The organism is Pedobacter caeni (assembly GCF_900129215.1).
In the GTDB taxonomy this organism is placed as follows: domain Bacteria; phylum Bacteroidota; class Bacteroidia; order Sphingobacteriales; family Sphingobacteriaceae; genus Pedobacter; species Pedobacter caeni.
Map to the genome: position 1 here is coordinate 146135 of NZ_FQUQ01000001.1, position 21522 is coordinate 167656.

15 protein-coding genes are annotated in these 21522 nt (G+C 39.0%); 5 read left to right on the forward strand and 10 right to left on the reverse strand.

Annotation, left to right across the window (positions count from 1 at the left end; all coding sequences use genetic code 11):
* Positions 1-56: 56 nt before the first annotated feature.
* From BUC20_RS00575 to BUC20_RS00585, 3 genes are all read right to left on the reverse strand, one after another.
* A complete protein-coding gene (locus BUC20_RS00575; RefSeq protein ID WP_073226079.1) occupies positions 57-2822 on the reverse strand; it encodes an AAA domain-containing protein in 2766 nt (921 codons plus the stop codon).
* A 241-nt stretch (positions 2823-3063) separates the two neighbouring features.
* On the reverse strand, positions 3064-5484 hold the full coding sequence (locus BUC20_RS00580; RefSeq protein WP_073226081.1) for a serine hydrolase: 2421 nt from the start codon (positions 5482-5484) through the stop codon (positions 3064-3066).
* Positions 5485-5572: 88 nt separating this feature from the next.
* On the reverse strand, positions 5573-6379 hold the full coding sequence (locus BUC20_RS00585; RefSeq protein ID WP_159441025.1) for a helix-turn-helix domain-containing protein: 807 nt from the start codon (positions 6377-6379) through the stop codon (positions 5573-5575).
* 545 nt (positions 6380-6924) lie between these two features.
* Between BUC20_RS00585 and BUC20_RS00590 the strand changes: the two genes are divergently transcribed.
* Complete coding sequence (locus tag BUC20_RS00590; protein ID WP_073226087.1) at positions 6925-7677, forward strand: hypothetical protein; 753 nt, start codon at positions 6925-6927, stop codon at positions 7675-7677.
* Between the two features lie 85 nt (positions 7678-7762).
* Positions 7763-8743, forward strand: coding sequence for a hypothetical protein (locus BUC20_RS00595; protein WP_073226090.1), 981 nt, complete (start codon positions 7763-7765; stop codon positions 8741-8743).
* Between the two features lie 25 nt (positions 8744-8768).
* Here the strand turns inward: BUC20_RS00595 and BUC20_RS00600 are convergent, their stop codons facing one another.
* Together BUC20_RS00600 and BUC20_RS00605 are read right to left on the reverse strand one after the other, a co-directional pair.
* Positions 8769-9467 carry a DUF1826 domain-containing protein gene (locus BUC20_RS00600; protein WP_073226092.1) on the reverse strand — a complete coding sequence of 233 codons (699 nt, stop codon included), beginning with the start codon at positions 9465-9467 and terminating at the stop codon, positions 8769-8771.
* A gap of 82 nt (positions 9468-9549) precedes the next feature.
* Complete coding sequence (locus BUC20_RS00605) at positions 9550-11451, reverse strand: carboxypeptidase-like regulatory domain-containing protein (protein WP_073226094.1); 1902 nt, start codon at positions 11449-11451, stop codon at positions 9550-9552.
* A gap of 321 nt (positions 11452-11772) precedes the next feature.
* On the opposite strand from BUC20_RS00605, the gene BUC20_RS00610 reads away from it, so the two are divergent.
* Both BUC20_RS00610 and BUC20_RS00615 read left to right on the forward strand, forming a co-directional pair.
* Entirely contained in the window at positions 11773-13416 is a 1644-nt protein-coding gene (locus BUC20_RS00610) for a DUF4091 domain-containing protein (protein WP_200800864.1), read from the forward strand.
* Positions 13417-13478: 62 nt separating this feature from the next.
* On the forward strand, positions 13479-14696 hold the full coding sequence (locus BUC20_RS00615) for an FG-GAP repeat domain-containing protein (RefSeq protein ID WP_143166652.1): 1218 nt from the start codon (positions 13479-13481) through the stop codon (positions 14694-14696).
* Between the two features lie 11 nt (positions 14697-14707).
* Here the strand turns inward: BUC20_RS00615 and BUC20_RS00620 are convergent, their stop codons facing one another.
* The 4 genes from BUC20_RS00620 to BUC20_RS00635 all read right to left on the reverse strand — a co-directional run bounded on the left by BUC20_RS00620 (position 14708) and on the right by BUC20_RS00635 (position 18967).
* Positions 14708-15541, reverse strand: coding sequence for a hypothetical protein (locus BUC20_RS00620; RefSeq protein ID WP_073226102.1), 834 nt, complete (start codon positions 15539-15541; stop codon positions 14708-14710).
* Between the two features lie 135 nt (positions 15542-15676).
* Positions 15677-16714, reverse strand: coding sequence for a terpene synthase family protein (locus BUC20_RS00625; RefSeq protein ID WP_073226104.1), 1038 nt, complete (start codon positions 16712-16714; stop codon positions 15677-15679).
* A gap of 104 nt (positions 16715-16818) precedes the next feature.
* Positions 16819-17745, reverse strand: a complete 927-nt coding sequence (locus tag BUC20_RS00630; protein WP_073226107.1) for a terpene synthase family protein — start codon at positions 17743-17745, stop codon at positions 16819-16821.
* A gap of 52 nt (positions 17746-17797) precedes the next feature.
* A complete protein-coding gene (locus BUC20_RS00635; protein WP_073226110.1) occupies positions 17798-18967 on the reverse strand; it encodes a cytochrome P450 in 1170 nt (389 codons plus the stop codon).
* 543 nt (positions 18968-19510) lie between these two features.
* On the opposite strand from BUC20_RS00635, the gene BUC20_RS00640 reads away from it, so the two are divergent.
* Positions 19511-19990 carry a helix-turn-helix domain-containing protein gene (locus BUC20_RS00640; protein WP_073226113.1) on the forward strand — a complete coding sequence of 160 codons (480 nt, stop codon included), beginning with the start codon at positions 19511-19513 and terminating at the stop codon, positions 19988-19990.
* Positions 19991-20161: 171 nt separating this feature from the next.
* On the opposite strand, the gene BUC20_RS00645 is transcribed toward BUC20_RS00640, so the two are convergent.
* Positions 20162-21193, reverse strand: a complete 1032-nt coding sequence (locus BUC20_RS00645; protein ID WP_073226115.1) for a GNAT family N-acetyltransferase — start codon at positions 21191-21193, stop codon at positions 20162-20164.
* Positions 21194-21522 lie beyond the last annotated feature (329 nt).

A 21522-nucleotide genomic window follows, 5' to 3' on the forward strand; every position in this document is an offset into this window, starting at 1 on the left:
GGATGGTGATATAACCAGGTGAATAACTGGTAAGGCAGTAGCCCTTGAGTTAATCATCACAAGCCCATTGCAACGCTTAGACTTTCAATAATTCTTGTTTCCTCATTGTGTCCATCGGTTGATAATCTAAGCAATGGTAGTCCTATAGTTTCCAAAATATGATTCTTCTTGCTGTCCCTTTCCTGTTGCAATTCATTGTCATGGAATGAAACCCCATCCACTTCGATAGCTAATACGGGCGTTTTGTCAATTTTGTTATACAGCAGAAAATCTATTCTTGAATTATTCCCGATGAACCTGATCTCGTCTTCGGAGAATGGATGGAAATCCCGGATAAGGTCTCTAAGCCTGTATTCTCTGACCATATCAATAGATGAAAATTGGATGTTGTTTAACAATATATGCTCGCTCAACAGCTTGTAAATAATCAGCTCCGCGGCAGATCCTTTTACGTTCTTGTTCGATAAAAGGAACTGTATGAAGGCCTTATTGTACTCTTTATACAGAAGATCAAAAACAGAACAGATACTGCCCTTGACAATCGTTTCAGCCGGGTCAGTGGTATAACAGATGTAGCGTATCAGATCACCGATATTAGTTCCGTGAGGAAGATCCATCGACTCCGGTTTTACTACAATAAATTCTTTAACGGCTCTTGATACGGCAACATTTACCAGGTTGGGGTTATCAATAAATGGCCCTATTTTGTTTTTAACGGTATTAAAAATAATCACCTCTTTTTCTCGTCCCTGGAACTTATGTATAGTATCGGCTTCTGCTCCGGATGGCAGCTGTTTTTGCAGTATATCTGCATGGGTTCTATATGGCGTAATCACCCCAACTTTTTTATAATCTGCAGAATAGTGCTCACGGATATAGAAATCTGTTTCATCTATCTGTCTCTGATTGTAGTTGGCCTTTCCACCCGATATATTTGTCTCAATGATTCTAAATGGATGATGATCCGTAGCAGTCATAATAACCAGCTGATTATTGTAGTATTTCTTATTACAGAATCCAATAATTGTGGGATGACATCTGTAATGTTCTTTTAGCAGCACCGATTTAACCTTATCCCGATATAAGCTTTTCAGCGAGTTCAAAATATTCTGCCTGACATAGTCATATGCGGGAGATATGTTGTACTCGACCCGAAAGTGCTCTGCTGCTGCTTTACTCTGCTTGTCTACAATGTGGGTAAGCTGCATACTGTCTCCTACAACAACTACATTTCGGCAACACGAAAAACATACGGCAGACTTTATAATATCTACCTGCGAAGATTCATCTACAATCAGATAGTCAAAAAGATGCCCTTTGGGTATACTCGTGTGTAGTGAAAGCGTAGAGCTTAGAATCACAGGATAATGCTTTGTAAAATCATCAAAAAGATTACGGTAATCATCAGCCCTAAATGCAACTTTGCCTAGACGGTTGTATTTTTCAAATAACACTCCATTGAATACCTCTTTTGATATTTCAATAAAGTGTTTAAGGTTACCTTCTTCATTGTTAGATGCCAACCAATCTTCAACCTTGAGGATTTCGTTTTTTATTTTTGCTATGTATAATTCATAGAATTTGTGGTTAACATAAACAGGTAAGGCCTCATTGTGCTGATTAATGCTATTGAGGTCAAATAAACCATATCCCAGAACAAGCCTCAACTTGTTGATGATAGATAACTTGTTTTTCAGGTCAATAGCTGAAAGCAATTTTTTCAGATTTAAAGCCTTTCTGAAATTCCATCTGCGGTAAAATTTCTTGTCGAGCGCAGATTTTATGTGCTGCTGAAGTGGTTGTTCTGCTTTTACATGCTGAAATTCCAGTTCAGCATCCGACAATTCTGTTTTTAAGTTGGCTAATTTATTCCGGTACTGAAAACACTTCATTAGTATGGAATCCAACTCGCGAAGCTCATTCATAGCTTCTGTCAATCTTTCTTCCGGAATATTAAAATCCTGATTTACCGTTTGCTTTTCAATATTGTCGAAGAATAAGGTTTTGTTGTCGTTATTTCCAAGTGAAGCCACAACCATTCCATAGCCATATTTCTCTAACTTTTCCCGCACATTGAATACTGCAGAGTTCGTATTTGAAACAATTGCAACTGTTTTGTTCTGTACGATAAGATTGGCTATAATATTTAGGATGGTTTGGGTCTTTCCTGTCCCCGGAGGACCTTCTACTATGCTTATGCTATTTCTAAGCGTAGTCTCAACCGCTAGTTTCTGACTCTCGTTGCACCCGAAAGGGTAGATGAGTGTTTCTTTTTGACTGCTAACGGCCGGGTTGATTCCATCAATGTAGTTGGATAGTGCCGTCCTTGATTCTAATATATCTATATCATCAAGAGCCTTGCGTAATATTTCTAAGCTTATCTGATTCGGCTTTTCAGGACCTTTCTCCTCCGATTGAATGTCAAATGATACCCCACCACTTTCTTTCAGTATCTCCTTAAAATAATTGATTACCGACTCCGTCTGACCAATATTCTTTTTCATATCACAGATTTCAATATTGGCATTGTTTTCAATTGGAGGAGAACAACGGCCTCCATTTCGAAAAATCAAATAACGACCATAATTGTCAACAGCATGATATGAATTATTTAATTTGCCATTCTCATATATGCGCACATTTTCCCGTCTGGATACAAATGGATGGTATTGTACTTTGTCAGCTCCATAATTATAGCTCTTCCCGTTATTAAATGTGATGCGATACCCGTTGTCAGCAGGAACAACCATTGAAACATCCCTTTTATATTCAAATTTCAGGGATGTTTTGTTTTTTAAGTATACTATGAATGGATGATCCATCAACCTCGTTTTATTACATGATATATAACCTCAAAATTTCTAATTTAATGCTTAAGCCGATTACTCAGGGTACAGTCAAAAGTAGGATCACCCTGAAGGTCTAATCAAGGCTAACGTATTAAAAAAGAAAAATGAGTCGACTTTCCATAATTTAAGTTAGCAATATATGGATTTTCTGTGTTTATAAAATCTGTAATATTAAATAAATTAATTTGTCAAATTTTGCTCTTCTTTGGTCAAATTACTCCCCCGGATGAGAAATATTTAGTTTTTCAAAAAACAGGTTTTTAATCCTATCAGAATTTATATAAAAGCCTGTAATGTTTTTTTGCTGGTCACGGGCAAACCGAACACTGCCAAAATTCCTGGAGTTACTTAAGAACAGGTCTGCCTGGATCGGACTGAGACTGATCAGAGGTTGATTTTTATTGCTTGTAAATAAGCCTTTTTCATTTTGGGAAAACGTGTAGGTTGTCTTTAATGCATGGTTATAGAAGGTGCCCTTAAACTCATCCAAAGCAGCAGCAGTGTGTTTGATAGGGGTGTAGGCTTCGTGTACATACTCATCGCTTTCACCGGAAGTGTAAACCATTTTCATTCTGCCTCCTTCTTTACGAAATTTCACCAGGATCACATCATCGCCATCAACCACCATTTGAAAAACGTTTTCTGATACAGGTACCAGCAGGTCTCCGTTATTGCCGTCTGAAGATTGGTAGTGTAAGGTGTCATTTTTTACGTATACCCTCCGAGCCGTCGCATTTTCATTGTCCCAATAATGGCCACTGTAGGTCTCCAATTGCCGGCGTGTTAATTTTATGGTTTTAAGCTTATTGAAATCAATCCTTGCGGGTGCAGGAAATATATCCCCAAGCACTTCAATGGCCATATTCATAGTAAGACCACCATTGTATCTATTGTTGTTGCCAAGAACAAACGAAGTGACATTTTGATGTGGAAATACGAAAATATTACTGGCATAACCACCCTCTAAACCATAAGTCCAGATTTTTGGAACACCTCGTTCTGCATGCTGATATTGCTGTCCGTATAGCAATCTTCCTGCAGTAGGGTTATAAGTGCTGCTGCCATCATTTAAAGTAACGGGCGAAGTCAGTTTTTTAATTAATTTTTTACTGCCTATTTTGGGGTTCTCAAAATTGAGATACCAGCGACTCAGGTCTGCAGCCGAAGTGTAAAGATTGGTCGTTCCAATAATAGAATAGTTGATAGGATTATTCTTTAACCCGTTTTTTTCGACTTGATAGGAGCGCGCCACATTAGGAAGGATCAGTTGATTGTCGTCATAAAACAAGGTATTGGTCATACCCAGAGGTTGAAAAATATGTTGCTGAGCAAAGGCTGCCAGGGTTTGCCCGGTCACTTGCTTTACGACTTCAGTCAATAAAATGAGCCCTGACGCAGTCTGAGAGAATTTTGTACCGGGAATATGATCCAATTTCTTTTGTTGAAGGATTAAATCCAACGCATCCTGCTGTGTAAAAACATCTTTGCTTCTCCAACCGGCAATTTCTTTTAAGGCTGAAAAGTCAGCAAATCCACTCGATTGGCTTAACAACTGCTTAAGGGTGATGGGATATCCGTAATCCGGTAATTGTGGAATGTATTTATGAACATCATCAGATAGAGACAGTTTCCCCTGTTCTTCAAGCAATAAAATTGCAAAGGCTGTAAATTGCTTTGACATTGCACCGATTTGAAATTTTGTGTCTGCAGTGATGTCTGACTGATGATTAACGTCAGCGCTTCCAAATCCTTTTAAGTAGACAATTTTACCATCCTTTAAGAGCCCTGCCGCCACGCCTGGTTTATCCGGACCATTGGCCCAGTCAGAAAACACTTTATCTATATTCTTAGTTGTTTCTTTCTGTATTTGAGGGCTGCCAGCTTCAATAAGTGTGATAACTTCATGAGCCATTTTTGATGCTGAACTGGGGTCTTGTCCGGTTACAAATCTGCCATCAACAATAGTAAAACCATCCCAACCTTCATCAGAATACACGAAGTTGCCTCCATTGTTTTTTACCGCCTGGTCAATTACAAAAGGAAATGTTTTGTAGTATTCAGCTTTCTTGTTTTCAAACTTGTCCGGAAACCCTGTAATTTTTTTGCCACTATACAGTGATTTTCCGGCATCATCCTTTAGGTAGGCTAAGCCCGCTGTGCCATGACAAATTGCGGCAATGACTCCGTTCTTGTTATAAATTTTCCTTGCAATGTTTTGAATAGTTTCATTCTCTGCTACACCAAACATAGCTGCTCCACCACCAGTATAAAGAATTGCACTATAGTCGTCTGTCCTGATGTCTGATGGCTTTAAAGTATGCTGCAGTTTGTCCATGAAAAATGCATCATAAAGATATTTTTTCTGAATACTATCAGATGAATTGATATAGCCAATCGGAATTGCCCCACCCTTAGGACTGATGAAATCAACGGTAAGCCCTGCTTTTACAAATAGATGATAAGGAATGACCATCTCCTCAAAGTGGTTAGCGGCAGCAATTTTACTGTTGCCATAAAATTCCTGATTAGATGTTACAAACAAGATTCTTTTTTGCGCATAAGCACGTGTAATCAATGAGCTGAATAAAAGGCCCATAATAATCACCTGATAAAATTTAGATGTCGGTCTATACATATTGTTTTTTTGATTACAAATGTATCCTGACACCTTGCCCATAAGGGTTTAGTTCGTAAAATGGGAGTACTATATTATAGAATAGAACTCATTTTGAGTGTGTTTTTTGATACTCAGCGGGCGTTAAGCCTGTTATTGTTTTAAATGCAGTAAAGAAGGTTGATTTGGAGTTAAAGCCACTATCATAGCCTAAACTTTCGATGGTATAGTTTTTTTCGGTTTCTAATAACCTTTTTGCCTTTTCAATTCTATATTCCTTAACAAGATTTGAGAAAGATTTACCTAATATCTCATTTACATATTGTGACAACAGATGCTTTGTTACTTTCAATTCTTTTGCGGCTTCATCAAGCGTGAAATTTGGATTGAGAAACAGTTCTTTTTCAATAATGATGGATAGTTTTTGCTCAATTAGATCAAGCGTTTTCTGGTCAATTTCTTTGTTTTTATATTTCTCTTTTTCCTGAAAAAAAGCGGACTCTTTACTGTTTCTGAAAACTAAAAGCAGGACAATGATGTACAGGATAAATGTGAATGACAAAGCTCCGGCGATATAAGATGTGTACGCTGAGGTCGTATAGGCCAACCAAATAAAGGTAACCCCTAAATAGATGCTAAGTAACCAGACATCTATTTTGCGTAAACTTTCTTTCTCCTTGATTTTTTGAATAACCGGCAGAATGTATTTTATCGATAAAATAATGTAAATGAACCATTGGGCACTTATTGCTGATATAATCCATGTACGCCACTTTTCACGATGTTCAACATAAGGATAAAAATATCCTAAAATGGTGATTGCAGCGATATATGGTATGACATGTTTTGCCCAATTGGGTTTTTCATCTTCTGCGTATGATTTCAGGTATAAAAAAAGAAATGGACCAATCAGCACACAAGCTGAAAGCCCAACCTGGATAAAAATATTGGATAAGTGCGGATTGAAATAGAAAAATACGGATTTAATAATTCTGATGCTTAAAACCAGCAGGAGTAAGGATAAAAAGTAGTTTGTAAAGATTTTCTTTTTAGCATGTATGGCAAAATATAAGGAAAGTAAGAAACCATTGAAAGCTCCTAGCGCACTAAAAAAGAAGAGCAACTGGTTTGACTCTGTCATTTGTAATTATTTAACTAAATTATTTGTGATCTCTGACAAGGATTAGGCCTTTATCATCTATTAAAACAAATAGCCTAAATTAAGATATTCTGCATATAGTCTTTAAAAAATCTAAAACTAATTTAATCACCCGCCTTAATAGAAAATGATTAAAGTAATGTCAGGTCCAAAGGTTGATATATTGCCAGGTCAATATACCTGGATACAGGGATAATAAATGCGGGTCCGGAGAGTTAAATTTACCTCCGCTTGGGTATGTATTTGCTGATGAAAACGATGGAACGATAACGCCTTTGCAACTACAATAAACGGATAAAATTATGGATTTTAACTTCGGCCCTTTTGGGGAATACCTGATTTACACCATTTACCTTTGGTACATTACAGTACCTGCCGCTGTTTTATTAGTCTGGGCTAGCCTCCACAAAAAGAATAGCCGGAAGATGAGATGGATTTCGGGTATTGGAGCCGCCGTACTATTATTTCCGGTGGCGGTATTTGCATGGTACCTGCTGAGTGGATTAATTGAAGATGGAATGAATAGACGGGAGCACGAGCGGGAAAAAATACGACACACTTTTATCTTAAAACAGCCCGAAACTACAGCCGGTGTCGCTTTTTCGGCCGGAGATACCATCTACTATGCCATGGATTTTGATATGAACAACAGGAAACAAGCACAATTGAAAGATCTTGATTCGGTTCGTTTATCAAAACCTACCCGTTTTTTCAATTTGCAGGTAAAGGGAGTGATTTGGGTAGATCAATATCATAGCTGGCATGTTACGCTTACACATCAACAACCGGTGTTTGGCTGGCCTTGTATTGGTAATGTAGTGATTGACGCTGACAGTACATTTGTTCGGGGAACGCTGGCCGACGATTACATAGCACTTGGCTACCACCTGCCTAAAGGTTCAAAAGTAAAATATGAGGAGGGTTTAATAAACATCATTTTGCCAAATTCTAAATGGCTGACCATTGATGCGGAAACAAAAGAGCCACTTTCGGCAGAAGACAAGGACCTGGCCGATTCACTAAAGCATCTACACCATAGCATAAAGCTTCGTTAGCATACAAGAAAGTACCGTTAGGCCGTGTTAATCTGTCAAAAAGAGGGGAAGTGGGGCATTTTGGGACCTGACAAAAATCGATTAAATGGAAGAGCATACCAACATGAAATTTAGCCATCTGATACGAAACGAACCGCTTAGCCCGGCAGATGAGCAATTGGTGAATCACTGGCTGAAAACGCATCGCAAAACGATGTGGATGTGGGCTTGTTGTTTCCTGCCGTTGCTTCTGTTTGCCGCAATAGGTTATTTCTTTTTGTCCGACGTTATTTGGAGGTCTGCACTTGCTGTTGCTTCCTCTTTAGCCCCGTTTTTTATCTGGAAATTTGTTTCAGCATTGTTAAGAAAAGCAAAAATAGAATCCGCCTTGCGTAAAGGCATAAAAAAGGTAACAACTGGCCTGTTACAAAATTTAGAAGCAGGCATAAATTTTCCTTTGTGCACTTTTCTGTTGTACACCGTCAATAACAACACCATAAAAGTATGGGCACCAGGAGGGTATGCAATTGAACGTAACGGTTTCCTTAACCAGGCGCAGTTAACGCTGGAGGTGCTCCCTCTTTCTGTAAAAAACAATCGCATACTGACCATTTGTTACGCGGATATCCCTCAGGCCAGTACCATCACAGAATCAGTTAGCGCTACAGACAAGAAGCCTCATATGACAATTTGGAGCAAAAAGGGGCTATACATTTTGCTGTGTATATTGGGCCTTTGGGGCATTATACTGGCACTGACCCCAAAACCAGAGGTATCATTTGCTATATCTCTGATTATGATAGTACCCCTTGTTTATCTGGCTGGACTAAACGAAGTTTTTAACCACCGCATACAAAAGTGCAACCAAAAAATATCGGTTACCGGTATAATAACAGAGGTTATACTTTCTAAGATTGACGATGATGATGCCCGCACCAAAATATATTGGTACAGGGTAGGTAACGAAATGTTTGATGGAGGTACAGCGTACAACAGTTTTAGGCTGAAGGATAAAGTCTGCTTTTCCTACCTGGCCAATAAAAACGGAGAACAGGAGATGATCATTGATGTGGTCAAAATAGATTAGATGGAAAAGAATATCAAATCATCATTTAACAAATCAGCAGCAGCCGGTATTCACCGTCATTTTCTGCAGGTGCCCGATGGACACATGGTAAAACTTTTTGCTCCGGATGATCTACTGCTAATTTCCAAAGATGACCTGATCCTAAATTTATTGGTTGGGCATTGCGTTTCGGTTGATAATGCAGATCAAAGTAATATTCCTTCAAAAAGGTTTCAAATTCTGCTTCCGGACCGTGATGTAATTCTTTGAGTTTTTCCCGGATTTCAGGAATCAATATTTTTTGTTCCACCTGATTATTGGATATGATATCACTTGCAGCACCATGATAGGTACATAAAAATGTATCTGTTCCAATGGGCGAACGATCTACATGAAAAGAATAGACATCTGTTGAAATGAAATCTAATTCCTCATCCCGTTCGTAATTTTTCAGTAAATTGAGTGAAGGTGATGCTCCTAAATCCGCTAATAACTGTAGATCATTCAAGATCGTTTCCCTTGCCATATTGCCCTTTTCTGATAATTGAAGTGTCAAAAGGTCTTCAATGGAAACTTCTGTAATGTTCTCTTTTAATTTAAGCTTAGACACAATTTCTTCAAAATCTCCAACTAGATTTCTGGACCAGCAAATGGCATTCATTGTTCCTTGAAAATTGGTATTTATAAGTTCAGGAAAAGTAGAAACCACTCCAATCTGATGGTGGTCAGAAAATCTATCTTTCATATTTTAGAATGAATAATTTTTCGCTTAATTCTTTGCAAGAATAAGGAATATCTCTGTAGATAATGCTAAGCTTAAATTGATTTTAATCTTCCATTACTTTTAAATTGAAGGCGGCTCCCAATCCTTTAAATTTAACCCAGCTTGCTTCTGTGGTTTTGCGATGGTAACTTGATGATAATAATCCTGCGGAGAAGAATACCATTCCCTTACCGGAAGATGTTTTCCCATCTATCCACTCCAGGGAGACAAATACAGTACCATCCAGCACAATATGATTAGATTCCAAATCTATCGTGTAGGGGCCCGGTTGATTACCTATTGTTTTGACAATGTTCTGTCTGAGCAGATTTTCAGCTGGCATACCATCTTTCAGGCCGTAAATATTTAGCCGGAAAGTACAGCTATCCATTCGCATTTCTGAGATATTAAAGTTAAAACTGCGAAGTTGTACTTTCTTCTTGCCGAAGGATATCTGGATTCCAACCTCGCTACCAAGGTCTTTGAATGGAAAACCAACCTTGAAAAATTTAGACTGACTAGTGTTGCCAACAATTCTCGTACGGCGTTTCTTCGCAATGATGTTTACTTCATTTAATGCATTTACCTGTTCATGGAGTCTGATTTCTGGTTTTCCAGATAATGCAGTAATCAGTGCTGATACGGTATACGTCTTCGACTGGTAACCCAGCGCTGAAATCCGAACAGTGTGCTCCATCAGTGTATCGGCTAAATTTAACTTGAAATGCCCATTATAATCGCTTACTGTGCCCCGGTTACCGGAGGGTATACCAATACTCGCATAAGGCAAGGGTGTTCCTGTCGCTGCAGCTATAATGCTGCCGGTCAGAATGATTTGTCCGGATTTATGCCTGTTGGTTTTTAGCCTCAAAGTAATTCTTCCATTCTTTGAAAAAGCCATCAGTTCATCAATGAAAGACTGACCACTAGCTTTTAATGTCTGATCAAAGTAGGTTAAAGTCAGTTGGTTTATGAGTTCATATGCCGAACCCGGTTTGAGGACCGGTGTTGAAATGCTGCTAAAATCCTCATGTTCTGCGTCGTTAATCTGGGCGTATTTATAGACTCCGCCGGGCGATGGACTATAGACACTATCCATGGTTGATTCGTCCTCTTTGTGGTCACTTTCCAAATAGGCATATGCGCTTTTTAATGCAGATGGTCTCCAATTAGTGCTGTTACGTAGCTCGTCGAAGTCTTTATCCTCATCGTTATCCCGGCCATAATAATGTTTTTCAGATCCGTCAAGTGAAAGAATCGTTCGGATATCGGGATGTTTCAGTGCCATAAAAATGGCGGCGATGCCTCCATAGCTATAACCAGCAAGGCCTACTTTAGTCGTGTCAATACCTTTGTCTTTAAAGAAGTCCAAAGCAAACTCTGCGTCCGCAACCTGCTCCATAATATCGGGAAACTTTGTACTCATATTGCCAGGATACCGGCCAATAGAACTGATAGCTACCACAACATAACCATGACTGGCCAGGTTTTCAAATAAGGGAACGTTTTCATAGCTCATCCCGTTCATAGACGAAAAATAAATGATCAATGGAAAATTACTTTTTACAGGCGTGATACCCGCAAAGCTCCTGGTCTTTATTGCTTTGCCGGAAGGCATGTTTCCCATCGCAAAATGGAGGGATAATTCCTTGCTGAGTCCCTGATATTTCACACTGTCCTGAAATGAATTGGCACGCCTTTCAAGCAGGGATACGAAATAAGCGTACTCTAGGGGTGTATGGTTTGGAGCAGCTTGTGCAGGATACCATACATCGATTTCCAGTGGCCGGAAAAAAAGTGGATTGCCTTTTGCCGTGCCGGATTTATAGTTTCTGGAACTGTCGGTTAATTTGTATTCCTGGTATCCAGCTGTGTAAGAGAACTCCTTTTTGCTATCCGTTGTCTGGCTGAAAAGCGGGGTTGAAAAAAGAGAAATAAGTAGTAGAGCTAAAGTCTTGTTACCCATAAATATTATTGTTAGGTCATTCTCATTTCCGAATCATGAGTTCTTTAGCTATAGATGAGATGAATTGAAAAATGGTTGCACCAGGTCTAAAATATCGTCTGATAGAATTTTACTGAGGATAGAGTAAGGAAATGAAACCTATTCATATTGTTACATTAAAGCAAACGCTTGCGTAACAAACTTGATGCATTGGCTGTTCTGCCTTTTTCTCTAAATGGCTAACTTCGGGATATGAAGCATCTGTTTTTTATTGGTCTATCCGTTTTATGTTTAAATGTTAAGGCGCAGGACGCAAGTTTGGCTTTACAAAAAAAGCCCCTGTTGAACCAGCAAATTATCAACAATCAATGGGCTAAGGTTCCCAATGGATTAAATGTGAGTTTTGCCTCTTCCAATACTCGTTTTGCAAGAGAGTTACCTCCCAAATTGGATGTAGAAATGAAGTGGGAAGCAAAGGCCTGGAAAGGTGAAAAAATACATACACAACTGTTGGCCTGGGCAAACAAAAGCCAAAACGAAATCAGTTTCGAGGTGTACGACCTGAAAGACAAACAAGGCAACTCCATTAAAAAAGAAAACATAACGGTTGGTTTTTTAACCTACGTCATCACCGATGAATTCAAAGATGGCTGTGGCCATCGGAAACCACAGGATTTCGATTCTTCGTATGTGGCCGATATGATTGATACAAAAACAAAATCTGCAATGCTGACTAAAAACAGTACCCAACCCATTTGGGTAAGCATCAAAGTTCCGGCTAACGCAATCGCCGGAGATTACAAAGGCACAATTAAAATAAAAGGGGATAAGGACTGCACGCTACCTATAACCGTTCAGGTATTGAACAAAACGCTCCCTGGTCCTGATAAATGGAAATATGACTTGGATCTGTGGCAACATCCGGCAGCGATCGCACGCACGCACCATACACCTTTATGGAGTACTGAACATTTTTCATTGATGAAAGATTACTACACAATGTTGGCTGATGCAGGCCAGAAAACCATCACCGCAAGTATCGTAGATGAGCCCTGGGGACATCAAACTTACGACGATTATCCAAGTCTGATTCAATGGACTAAGAAAAAAGATGGAAGCTGGAAATACGATTATAGCTTATTTGATAAATACATCGCCTTTGTAATGGATTGCGGCATTACCGAACGGATCAACTGTTACAGTATGGTGCCCTGGAAAATTGCTTTCAGCTATTATGACGAAAATTCTCAAAAAGAAGCGGTTTTTACCGATGCTATTGGAACAGCATCTTATAATGCCTTCTGGAAAACGATGCTTGTTGATTTTGCAGCGCATCTGAAACAAAAAGGCTGGTTTGGCAAAACTTATATTGCCATGGATGAGAGACCAATGGACGCCATGAAATCAGTCATAAAACTATTAAAAGAGACCGATAAGAACTGGAAAATTGCATTGGCAGGGGAGTATCATCCCGAAATAGAACAGGATATTGACACCTATTGCATCGCTTCCAAATGGGAATTTCCATCCGCCACTCTGGAAAAGCGTAATCAGCTGGGGAAAGTCAGTACCTGGTATACCTGTTGTACTGAGCCTTATCCAAATGGTTTTACTTTCTCCTCTCCGGCAGAAGGAGCCTGGATAGGATGGTACACGGCAAATAAAAATATGGATGGTTATTTACGTTGGGCTTATAATAGCTGGACAAAAGATCCGGTGACAGATAGTCGTTTTAAGACATGGCCGGCAGGAGATACCTATATGGTTTATCCGGGGCCGTTTAGTTCTATGAGGTTTGAAAAACTAATTGAAGGTGCCCAGGATTTTGAGAAAATCAGACACTTAAGGTCACTTTATACAAAAAACAAGCAGACTAAACAGTTGAATGAGCTAAATAAGGCTTTGGAAATTTTCGAGATTAAATCATTATCCGGCACTACAGCTGATGAAATGCTGAGAAAAGTAAAACCACTTCTTAATCAATAATTTATTCGGAACATCGTATCTTGTAGATTCATAAGTGTTTGAAAATCATAAACCTGATCATTATGCCCTTTTCTTCACCTGGAAAATCTTACATGATTACTGCAGTACTTAGTTTCGTTGTAACCTGTAATGTCTTTTCCCAAAATACGGAAACTAAGTATTTCAAAGATGTAACCACAACCCATTTGCCCATAGATGCGGGAGCACATACTTTAGATGTGGTATTAGCTGATGTGAATGGCGATGGACATTTAGATGCCGTACTGGCTTTAGAAAACTTACCTAACCGCTTGTACCTGAACGATGGTACAGGCAAATTCGGCTGGAAGAAAGGTGTCTTTGCCGAAGAAGCTCATGATACAGAACATGTACGTATCGCTGATTTTGATAAAGATGGAAACCTGGATGTTATTTTCGTTGCAGAAGATGACCAAAAGCATGAGTTCTATTTAGGAGATGGAAACGGAACCTTTAGAAATGTAAGTGAACGGTTGCCTTCAAAAAGTGAAGCGAATGGCCTTGATATCGGAGATGTAAACGGTGATGGTTTACCGGATGTTATTGTTGGAAATACCGGACCCACACCGCAGAATTTTTTGTGGCTCAATAACCCCGAAAAACCAGGATACTTTATCGATTACACTAAAGAAGGACTGCCCGAACGCCGTTGGGAAACACAATCAGTTAAGTTGGCTGATTTAAATGGTGATGGAATACCAGATTTAATTACAGGAAATGAGGTTCCCCCAAATCGTTTATTATTCAATGATGGAAAAGGGCATTTTACCGAACATCCGGAAAAGCTGGAACTAACCGTCCCTTTACATACCAGGGAAGTTTTAACCTTCGATGCAAATGGAGACAAGCACCCGGATATCCTCTTTCTTAACTTAACCAGCAATGGTGGTAAATTTGAGAAAGATCCTACTGCCCGTTTGCTGATCAATGATGGTAAAGGGAATTTCAAGGATGAAACTGCGAAAAGAATCCCTAAACAGGAATATTCTACCTATGCAGGAGCTGTTTTTGACTTCAACCACGACGGACATTCAGACCTTATCTTAAGTGCGCTCAAAATCCCTCCCTTTGAATCTATGCAGGTTCAGGCCTTACAGAACGATGGTAAAGGGAATTTTAAGTTGGTGACCAGCGAAGTGATTCCGGGATCTACTGTAGGCAGGAGTTGGGGAATTGCCGTAGGAGATGTGAATGGAGATGGCAAACCGGATCTCTTTATTGGACAGTGGGGAACGCAGGCAAGGTTGCTTTTGGGGAAATAATATCGGCAAGACTAGCTTTTCCAGGACTTTCTTCTTGGTTTGTATATAAATTTTTCATGCCCAATAGCGGTAAGGAGGATACAATGTTCTTCATGATCACTGCCACCTTCAATGTTTTTTACTTCACTAAAGTTTCTTGGGAAAATACAGAGCTCTTTTTTTACCTGGTTCTGAAATTCAGTCATAAACGAAGTAAAAACATCTGATTTTGTGTTGCGGTCCAGCCATTTGTTCTTGCCTACAGGCCTTATTACGTAATAATTACTGAACTCCTGAAGCTGACTGAAATTGTTCTTTGATTGGTCAAAATCGTAACTGATCGAAGTCCCATCTGTGGAGAAGTTGATTTCAATATGCTGATATAAACCAGCTATTATTTTTTTAAGTATTTCCAGTTCAGGATCTGTCAGGTTAATTTTTGTACTGAAGGCTCCAAAGGTAAAATTATAAGGCCCGGCAACTACAAGTTCTTCACCTTCGGTATGAACTGTTGATATTTCGCCGTTTGGCTCTATTAATATCCAGGTCCATGGGTCAATTTCGTCGTCAGTTGAAAGGATAGAGATGCCTGCCTTTTTTGATAAATCTTTTAATAGTTCTACCTGCTGGTTTAAGGTTGGTGATCCTGATTGCCTGGCAAATACAGAATAGTGATATTTGAAGCCACTATTCGAATTTTCAACAGAAATATATGCGGTATGATCATGTACTTCGTGATCCATTAAAAAGTCATAAAAGTTGGCGGACCAATGAAAGCCTGCATATTCAAATTTGTCAGCAAGGAATTTCTCCAGGGATTTTTTTTCTAATGGCTGTTCTGTATTAAAATAAACAATTTCTTTCATAGGCCTGTCCGTCCGTCACGTTTTTATAACCGCTGGAATTTTTCCCAGCGGTTTTTAGGTTGTCAGTCTAACTTCAGCATGGGGGATTTGAATCTCCTTTTCCTGAGACTGAGTGTATTGGGGCTTCCTGATAAATTAATCTTTCTTTTCCGTTATTTCGGCATTTATCTCTGCATTTTCTCTTTCCGGCCAGGCAAAGCCCTCTCCTCCGACTAAATAACGCATGGTGTCCTGAAGGTAAAAAGTGTTAACGCCTTGGATCATCAATCCAAAATTATGAATGTATTTATCTACATGCTCCTGATAAATACCAAACTCACGATATTCCTTGTGTAAAGCAAGAATTTCAGCAAGCTCTTCATTGTGGATGTTAAAGGCTTCAGTACATGCCTCAAGAAGCGAAATATTATGTTCCAGTTGCAATACAGGGATAAGGTTAAATACCTCTGTTTTATGTGCTATTTCTTTCGGCAGAGAGTGAAAATCATTTTGCCAGGCAATAACCCTGACCATTAGGTTCTTAATGTGTTGCATGATCGGATGCGCTGCAAGTTCTTTTGGTAAAACAAGGCCCGGTTCAATTTCTCCCCAACATAAATAGGGATACATCAGCACCGAATGCTGCCGGATGGCTTTAAAAAGTCCAAGTGAAGGAGGGCGGGTAGCTGCTTTATAAGGGGTTTCGACTCCTATCCCATATTTGAAGGTTCGATAAAAGTCTTCTATAAACCGTTCCATCCACTCTTCAGGCATAAAAGCGCGGTATTCATCTCTTATCAGTGATGCATGGAGATACATGCCATTTTCGTCTGGTCTTGGCTGATCTCCTTTTAGTATTGCTGTAAGGCGCTCACATTGACGTTCAATTTCTTCAATAGGGGCATACTCCAATTGATCGTCTACCACAACATAGAAGAGCATGAACTTATTGCAGGGCATTACATGCTCATAACTTAAGTTTGGGACCATCCTGGCAGTGCAGTACTGTAGTCTCATCCTTTTATACTTCTCCCTTTGCTTTTCCGTCAAAAAGGTATAGTCATTGTCGATCCAGGAATCCATATCTTTCCCCATTTGTTCGACATGTGGGTTGATCAGATTTGGCCATGGATAATAATCAACAGGCAAATAATTTGCCGAGTTGTACTGTTCTTTAAATTGTTCTGTTGTCATAGTTTTAATGTTTTAAAATGATACTTGGGTTTCTTAAATCATATTCCATTAAGCTCCTTCTATAACATAGCTTGTTCACCTGTTTAGGATCGTAATCATAAATGTTAATCAGAAGAGTAACGACCAGAATCCAGACATTGCCAGCAAAAGTTACCCAATACCATTTTCCTGATCCCATGTAAATATTTTTTTATGTTTTCATCTTCAGGAAAGGATTTCTTTGTGGCGATAGTTAGCAGATTATCAAATTCATTCAGGAATGAATTACGAAGATCAACGACTTCCTGAACAGCCTTTTCTTGGGATATTGCGGAACTGAGTTGTAGTACAGTCACATAGTTTAACACATCACCAGCTTCTTTTTTAACTGAAATTAGATCGTTGTCCAGAAAGATAACATTCGTTGCCAATTGTTTAAGTTTGCTTACTTCAGGGTGTCGAAGGGCTTCTTCAGTCAGTTCAATATTTTCTACCAATTCTATGAGTTCATAACAAACATCTGTACCAATAGACTTGCTTCTTATTGTAAAATATTCGTCCCGGGAGGGAGGGTTTTTAGCAATTCTATAGGGAGCTTCCATTCTTACCCCTTCTAAATATAGGTTCATACTCGCTATAAATCTTTTTAGCCATTTTTCCGACTGTTGGCTCTCAAGCAGGTCATTTCTCACTTCAGATAACATGCCGGCTAAAACATCATCTTCCGGAAAGGGAGCTCCACTTAAAGCTGCGATTAAATTTGAGTGTACTGGCCGAAGCTGTTCAGAAGTGTACAGTTCGTAATGATCATCATTAATAAAAAAGAACAACATGATTTTACAAGTAGTTACAAGATGGGGGTAGCTGGCTGTAGGGTAAAAACGCGCAATCAGAGAACCAAAGCATCCTTTTTTAAGCTTTATGCGGTACTCTTCTTTAAGTGTCGGATTGATATCTATCCAATTATTTATGGTATCATCTAACTTGTGCCAGTGAGGGCTTATTAAATCAGGAAACTGATTAAATAATTTTCTGAATGCTGTTTTTTCCATGATGGTAAAGGCTCATTTGCGAGAATTGATTTGTGGTAACTGTTGTGCTGATTTAGGTGTTAAACAGGATAGGAAGCTCCTGATAGCTATTAACGATGGTACTGGGGACTCTTTTCAAAACGGTTTCAGGCTGAAGACGAATATCCCGCATGCGCTGGAATATTACCTCATAAAGAGTCCGCATTTCCAGTTTTGCCAGCATTGCACCAATACAATAGTGGATGCCGTATCCAAAACTTAACACTTTGGAGTTGTCCCTGTTGATATCAAAGATATCCGGATTGGGAAATACAGCCGGATCAAGGTTTGCCGAGCCTATCCATAAATTGATCAGGTCATTTTTTTTAATATAGTTGCCTTTTAGTTCAATATCTTGTTTCGCAATCCGGGTCATACACATCACCGGGGATCTGAAACGCAGTACTTCATTAAGTGCTTTGGGGATATCCTCTGGATTGGAAATCAGGTGTTTTTGCATTTCCGGATATTGAATGAAAGTATCCATTGCAAGTATTGCCCATCCTTCAGTCGTTTCTGTTCCGGCAGTAATTAAGGTGATGCAGAAAGCAAGGATTTCAAGGCGGCTTAATTTGGTTCCATCAACTTCTGCCAGTACAAGATCCGTTATAAGGTCTGTCTGAGGATGTTGCGCCCGTTCCTCTATCAATTCCATAAAAAACGTACCCATCCCGTTCATGCTGTCCTGATAGATTTCCATGCCTATAACAGTAGGGTCACCAGTAATTGCTTTAGTCCATTTACCTAATTGCTGGATATTTTGGTCGGGAACACCAAGCAAACGTGCAAGAGTAAGGATTGGAAGAGGGATGGCAACACTGCTTGCGAAGTCCATTTCCCCTGATTTTAGAAATGGGCTAATCAGTTGCCGGCATTTCTCCCGGATCCATGGTTCCAGTCGGGAAATTACCGAAGGAGAAAAAGCCTTGCTTGCCAGGGCATGTAGATTTCTATGACGGGGTGGATCTGTGGTAATTAAACTTGCCCCAAGTATATCTCCTCCTGAACTGGGAATATATTCATTAGAGAAGGACTGGTGATCACTGAATGCAAACTTAACATCATCATGATTAAAGAACTGCCAGCCACTTTTAGCTCCAAAAAAGAAGGTGAAATCAGGATCAAAATAGATTGGATTTTCTTGTCGCATGTGTTGGTACCACAGTGTTGGATTGTCACTTAAAGGGGAATGAACTTTTTTCATAGCGGTTATTTTAAATGAGTTAGGGCTAGGTTATATTTCGGAAGGTTTCTGACTCTGCTAAACTTTTATGCTAATTTATTTAACTAGAAAGACTTTTAGTTGTTCATTATGTAATGAATAAGATGAATGGGAGTGGTGATATCACACAATATCAAACTTAGCTATTTGATTTTAGCTGTTGAGAATGTTTGTTTCTTTATGAATCAATCGTGATTTTGTGACTAATGTTCATAAAGAATAATATGAACAAATTTGATGGATATATAATTGTTCGTACTTGGATTTAATTTGTTGTCTGTAACCTCATTTCAGTCTTTTATTTACTGATGTGTTGAATATCAGTGGTGAATGAACAAGTTGAATAGATTAAATGGAGTTAATTTCCCGATTCGTATAGTCCGAATTGACGCCTTTTGTAAATTCTAAGGCATGCATTTTAAATTATATTTAAGATAAAATTAATCGTAAAGTAAATTATATTCTTTTTTATATAATTTATGTTATGTTGGTTTGATAAATTTGATTCGACAAAACTTAAATGATATGAAAACTAAAACAGACGGACTGGGGCAAGCTCATCAGGGGAGAAATGTAAAAAGGTTCAGAGAGATGTTGGGAATAAGACAAGAAGCCCTGGCTGAGCAGCTGGGGCCGGACTGGAGTCAAAAAAGGATTTCTTTAATAGAAGCGAGAGAAGTAGTAGATCCGAATCTGCTGAATTCGATTGCAGAACTGTTAAAAATCCCTGTACAAGTGTTGGAGAATTTTGATGAACAGGCTGCAATAAATTATTTTAATACATTTAATCAGGGTAGCCAACAAAACGTTCACAACGGAGATGGGGATAATAATATTAATACTCCGAATTTCGACCCTGTCATTGCCTTAGTCGAAGCGATGAAAGAACTTAAAACGATCTATGGTGGATACAGGGAACTTCAATCAAAAAATGAAACACTTTACGAAAGTTTGCTCCATATTGAACGCGAAAGGATTGCTGATTTACAATCAAGACTAGCTTGATTTTGCAAAAATATCCCAAAATTGGACTATCCTAATCAAATTAAATGGATGGTCCAATTTTAAAGGGTTACCGCTTACAATAAATCCATAGGAATTCCCTCCAGAGTAGATGATGTAGATCTTCTGGTATATAACTTTCGGTAAAAGAGCTAAAATTCCTTTGCTAAACGATTAGTTTAACAGCTCCCATTCCGATTTTAAAATTGCAAATTGATATTCATTGATCCATTCGCCATTTACAAACCGATTCTCAATAAAATAACCTTCCTTTCTAAAACCCAGATCTTTTAAGAAGCTGATCATTTCCTTGTTTCCTGTGTTTATACTCACCACAAGCCGGTTAATCTTTGCTTTTTTAAATAAAAGAGACAGCGTTTCTTTTATATCCACTTGTTCATTAGCAGGGGAGTTGATTCTAAGTTCTGCAATGCGGGCGTCATGCTGACTTAGTTTTAATTCCCAGTCTCCGGTTATTTTTTGGTTTAATTCATCCTGTAGTTGATGAACAAATTCAGAACTATCTTTAGCTTCCAGCGTGCTATCGCCTGCAGTTTCTACTTTGCGATCTAAGTTCAAAGAGCCTACGTGTACGCTATTGGAGACTTCTCTGCCATCCTGTCTGGCAAAAGAGATATAGGCTTCCATGCGTTTGTCTACATGCGCCGGATCGATAGGAAGCACATCTGTGCCTTCGCCTCTTTTTGCTCCGATCAGTTGGTAAGTACTCTCTTTTAAATCGGGGAAATAAATCACCAGCATCGCTCGATCGTTATAATACTGGCTTCCCGGAAAGACCTGGTCTTCCCAGTTAAAGGTGATTTTCTCCTCATTCTGGCTGATCGAGGGATTCACCGCCACAGGAAGGGTTCCCATGCTCAGTAATACTTTTTCATAGTCAAGACTGATGTTTGGATATACTCCCTGAAGCGCATTCTTTTTATTGTAAGAAACGGCTTCATTGTATTCGTTTCTGTCCGTTCCGACAACCGCAAGGCGGAATCCTGCACGGATCGCATGAATTGAAGGCCTAAGAATCTCATTGACCACTGTCATCTTCTGGCAATTGGCTTTCCTTGCCGGAGTAAGTGGCTTTTCGCTTTTGCCTATCATTCTGATGACATGTTTACCTTTCAAGGTATAACCTACCAGGTTGCCGACTCTACCATGGAATCCGCCAAATAACCCATTTATTAATGTTCCCATTTTTAATTTATTTAAGTAAGTGATTGAATTGATTAAAAACAATTTACGAAATGTTTTTCACATGGTATTCATATGCGTTATCCTAAAACAAACGGTCATTTGATTTCGAAAACATGGTTAAAAGGTCTGTCAGACCAATCATAGACCTATCAACCTTTTGTTAATCGTTAAATGAGGGTCAATTGAAGGATAACGGATATACAACGCATCTCAAAAGGATCTAAACAGGATTTTTTTTTGATGGTATATAGATCTGCTGCATTTGTACATCTTTTTTCATCTTACTAGGAGGGAACTCTCGGTATTGCGTTTAAGGTGGTCTTTTCGGA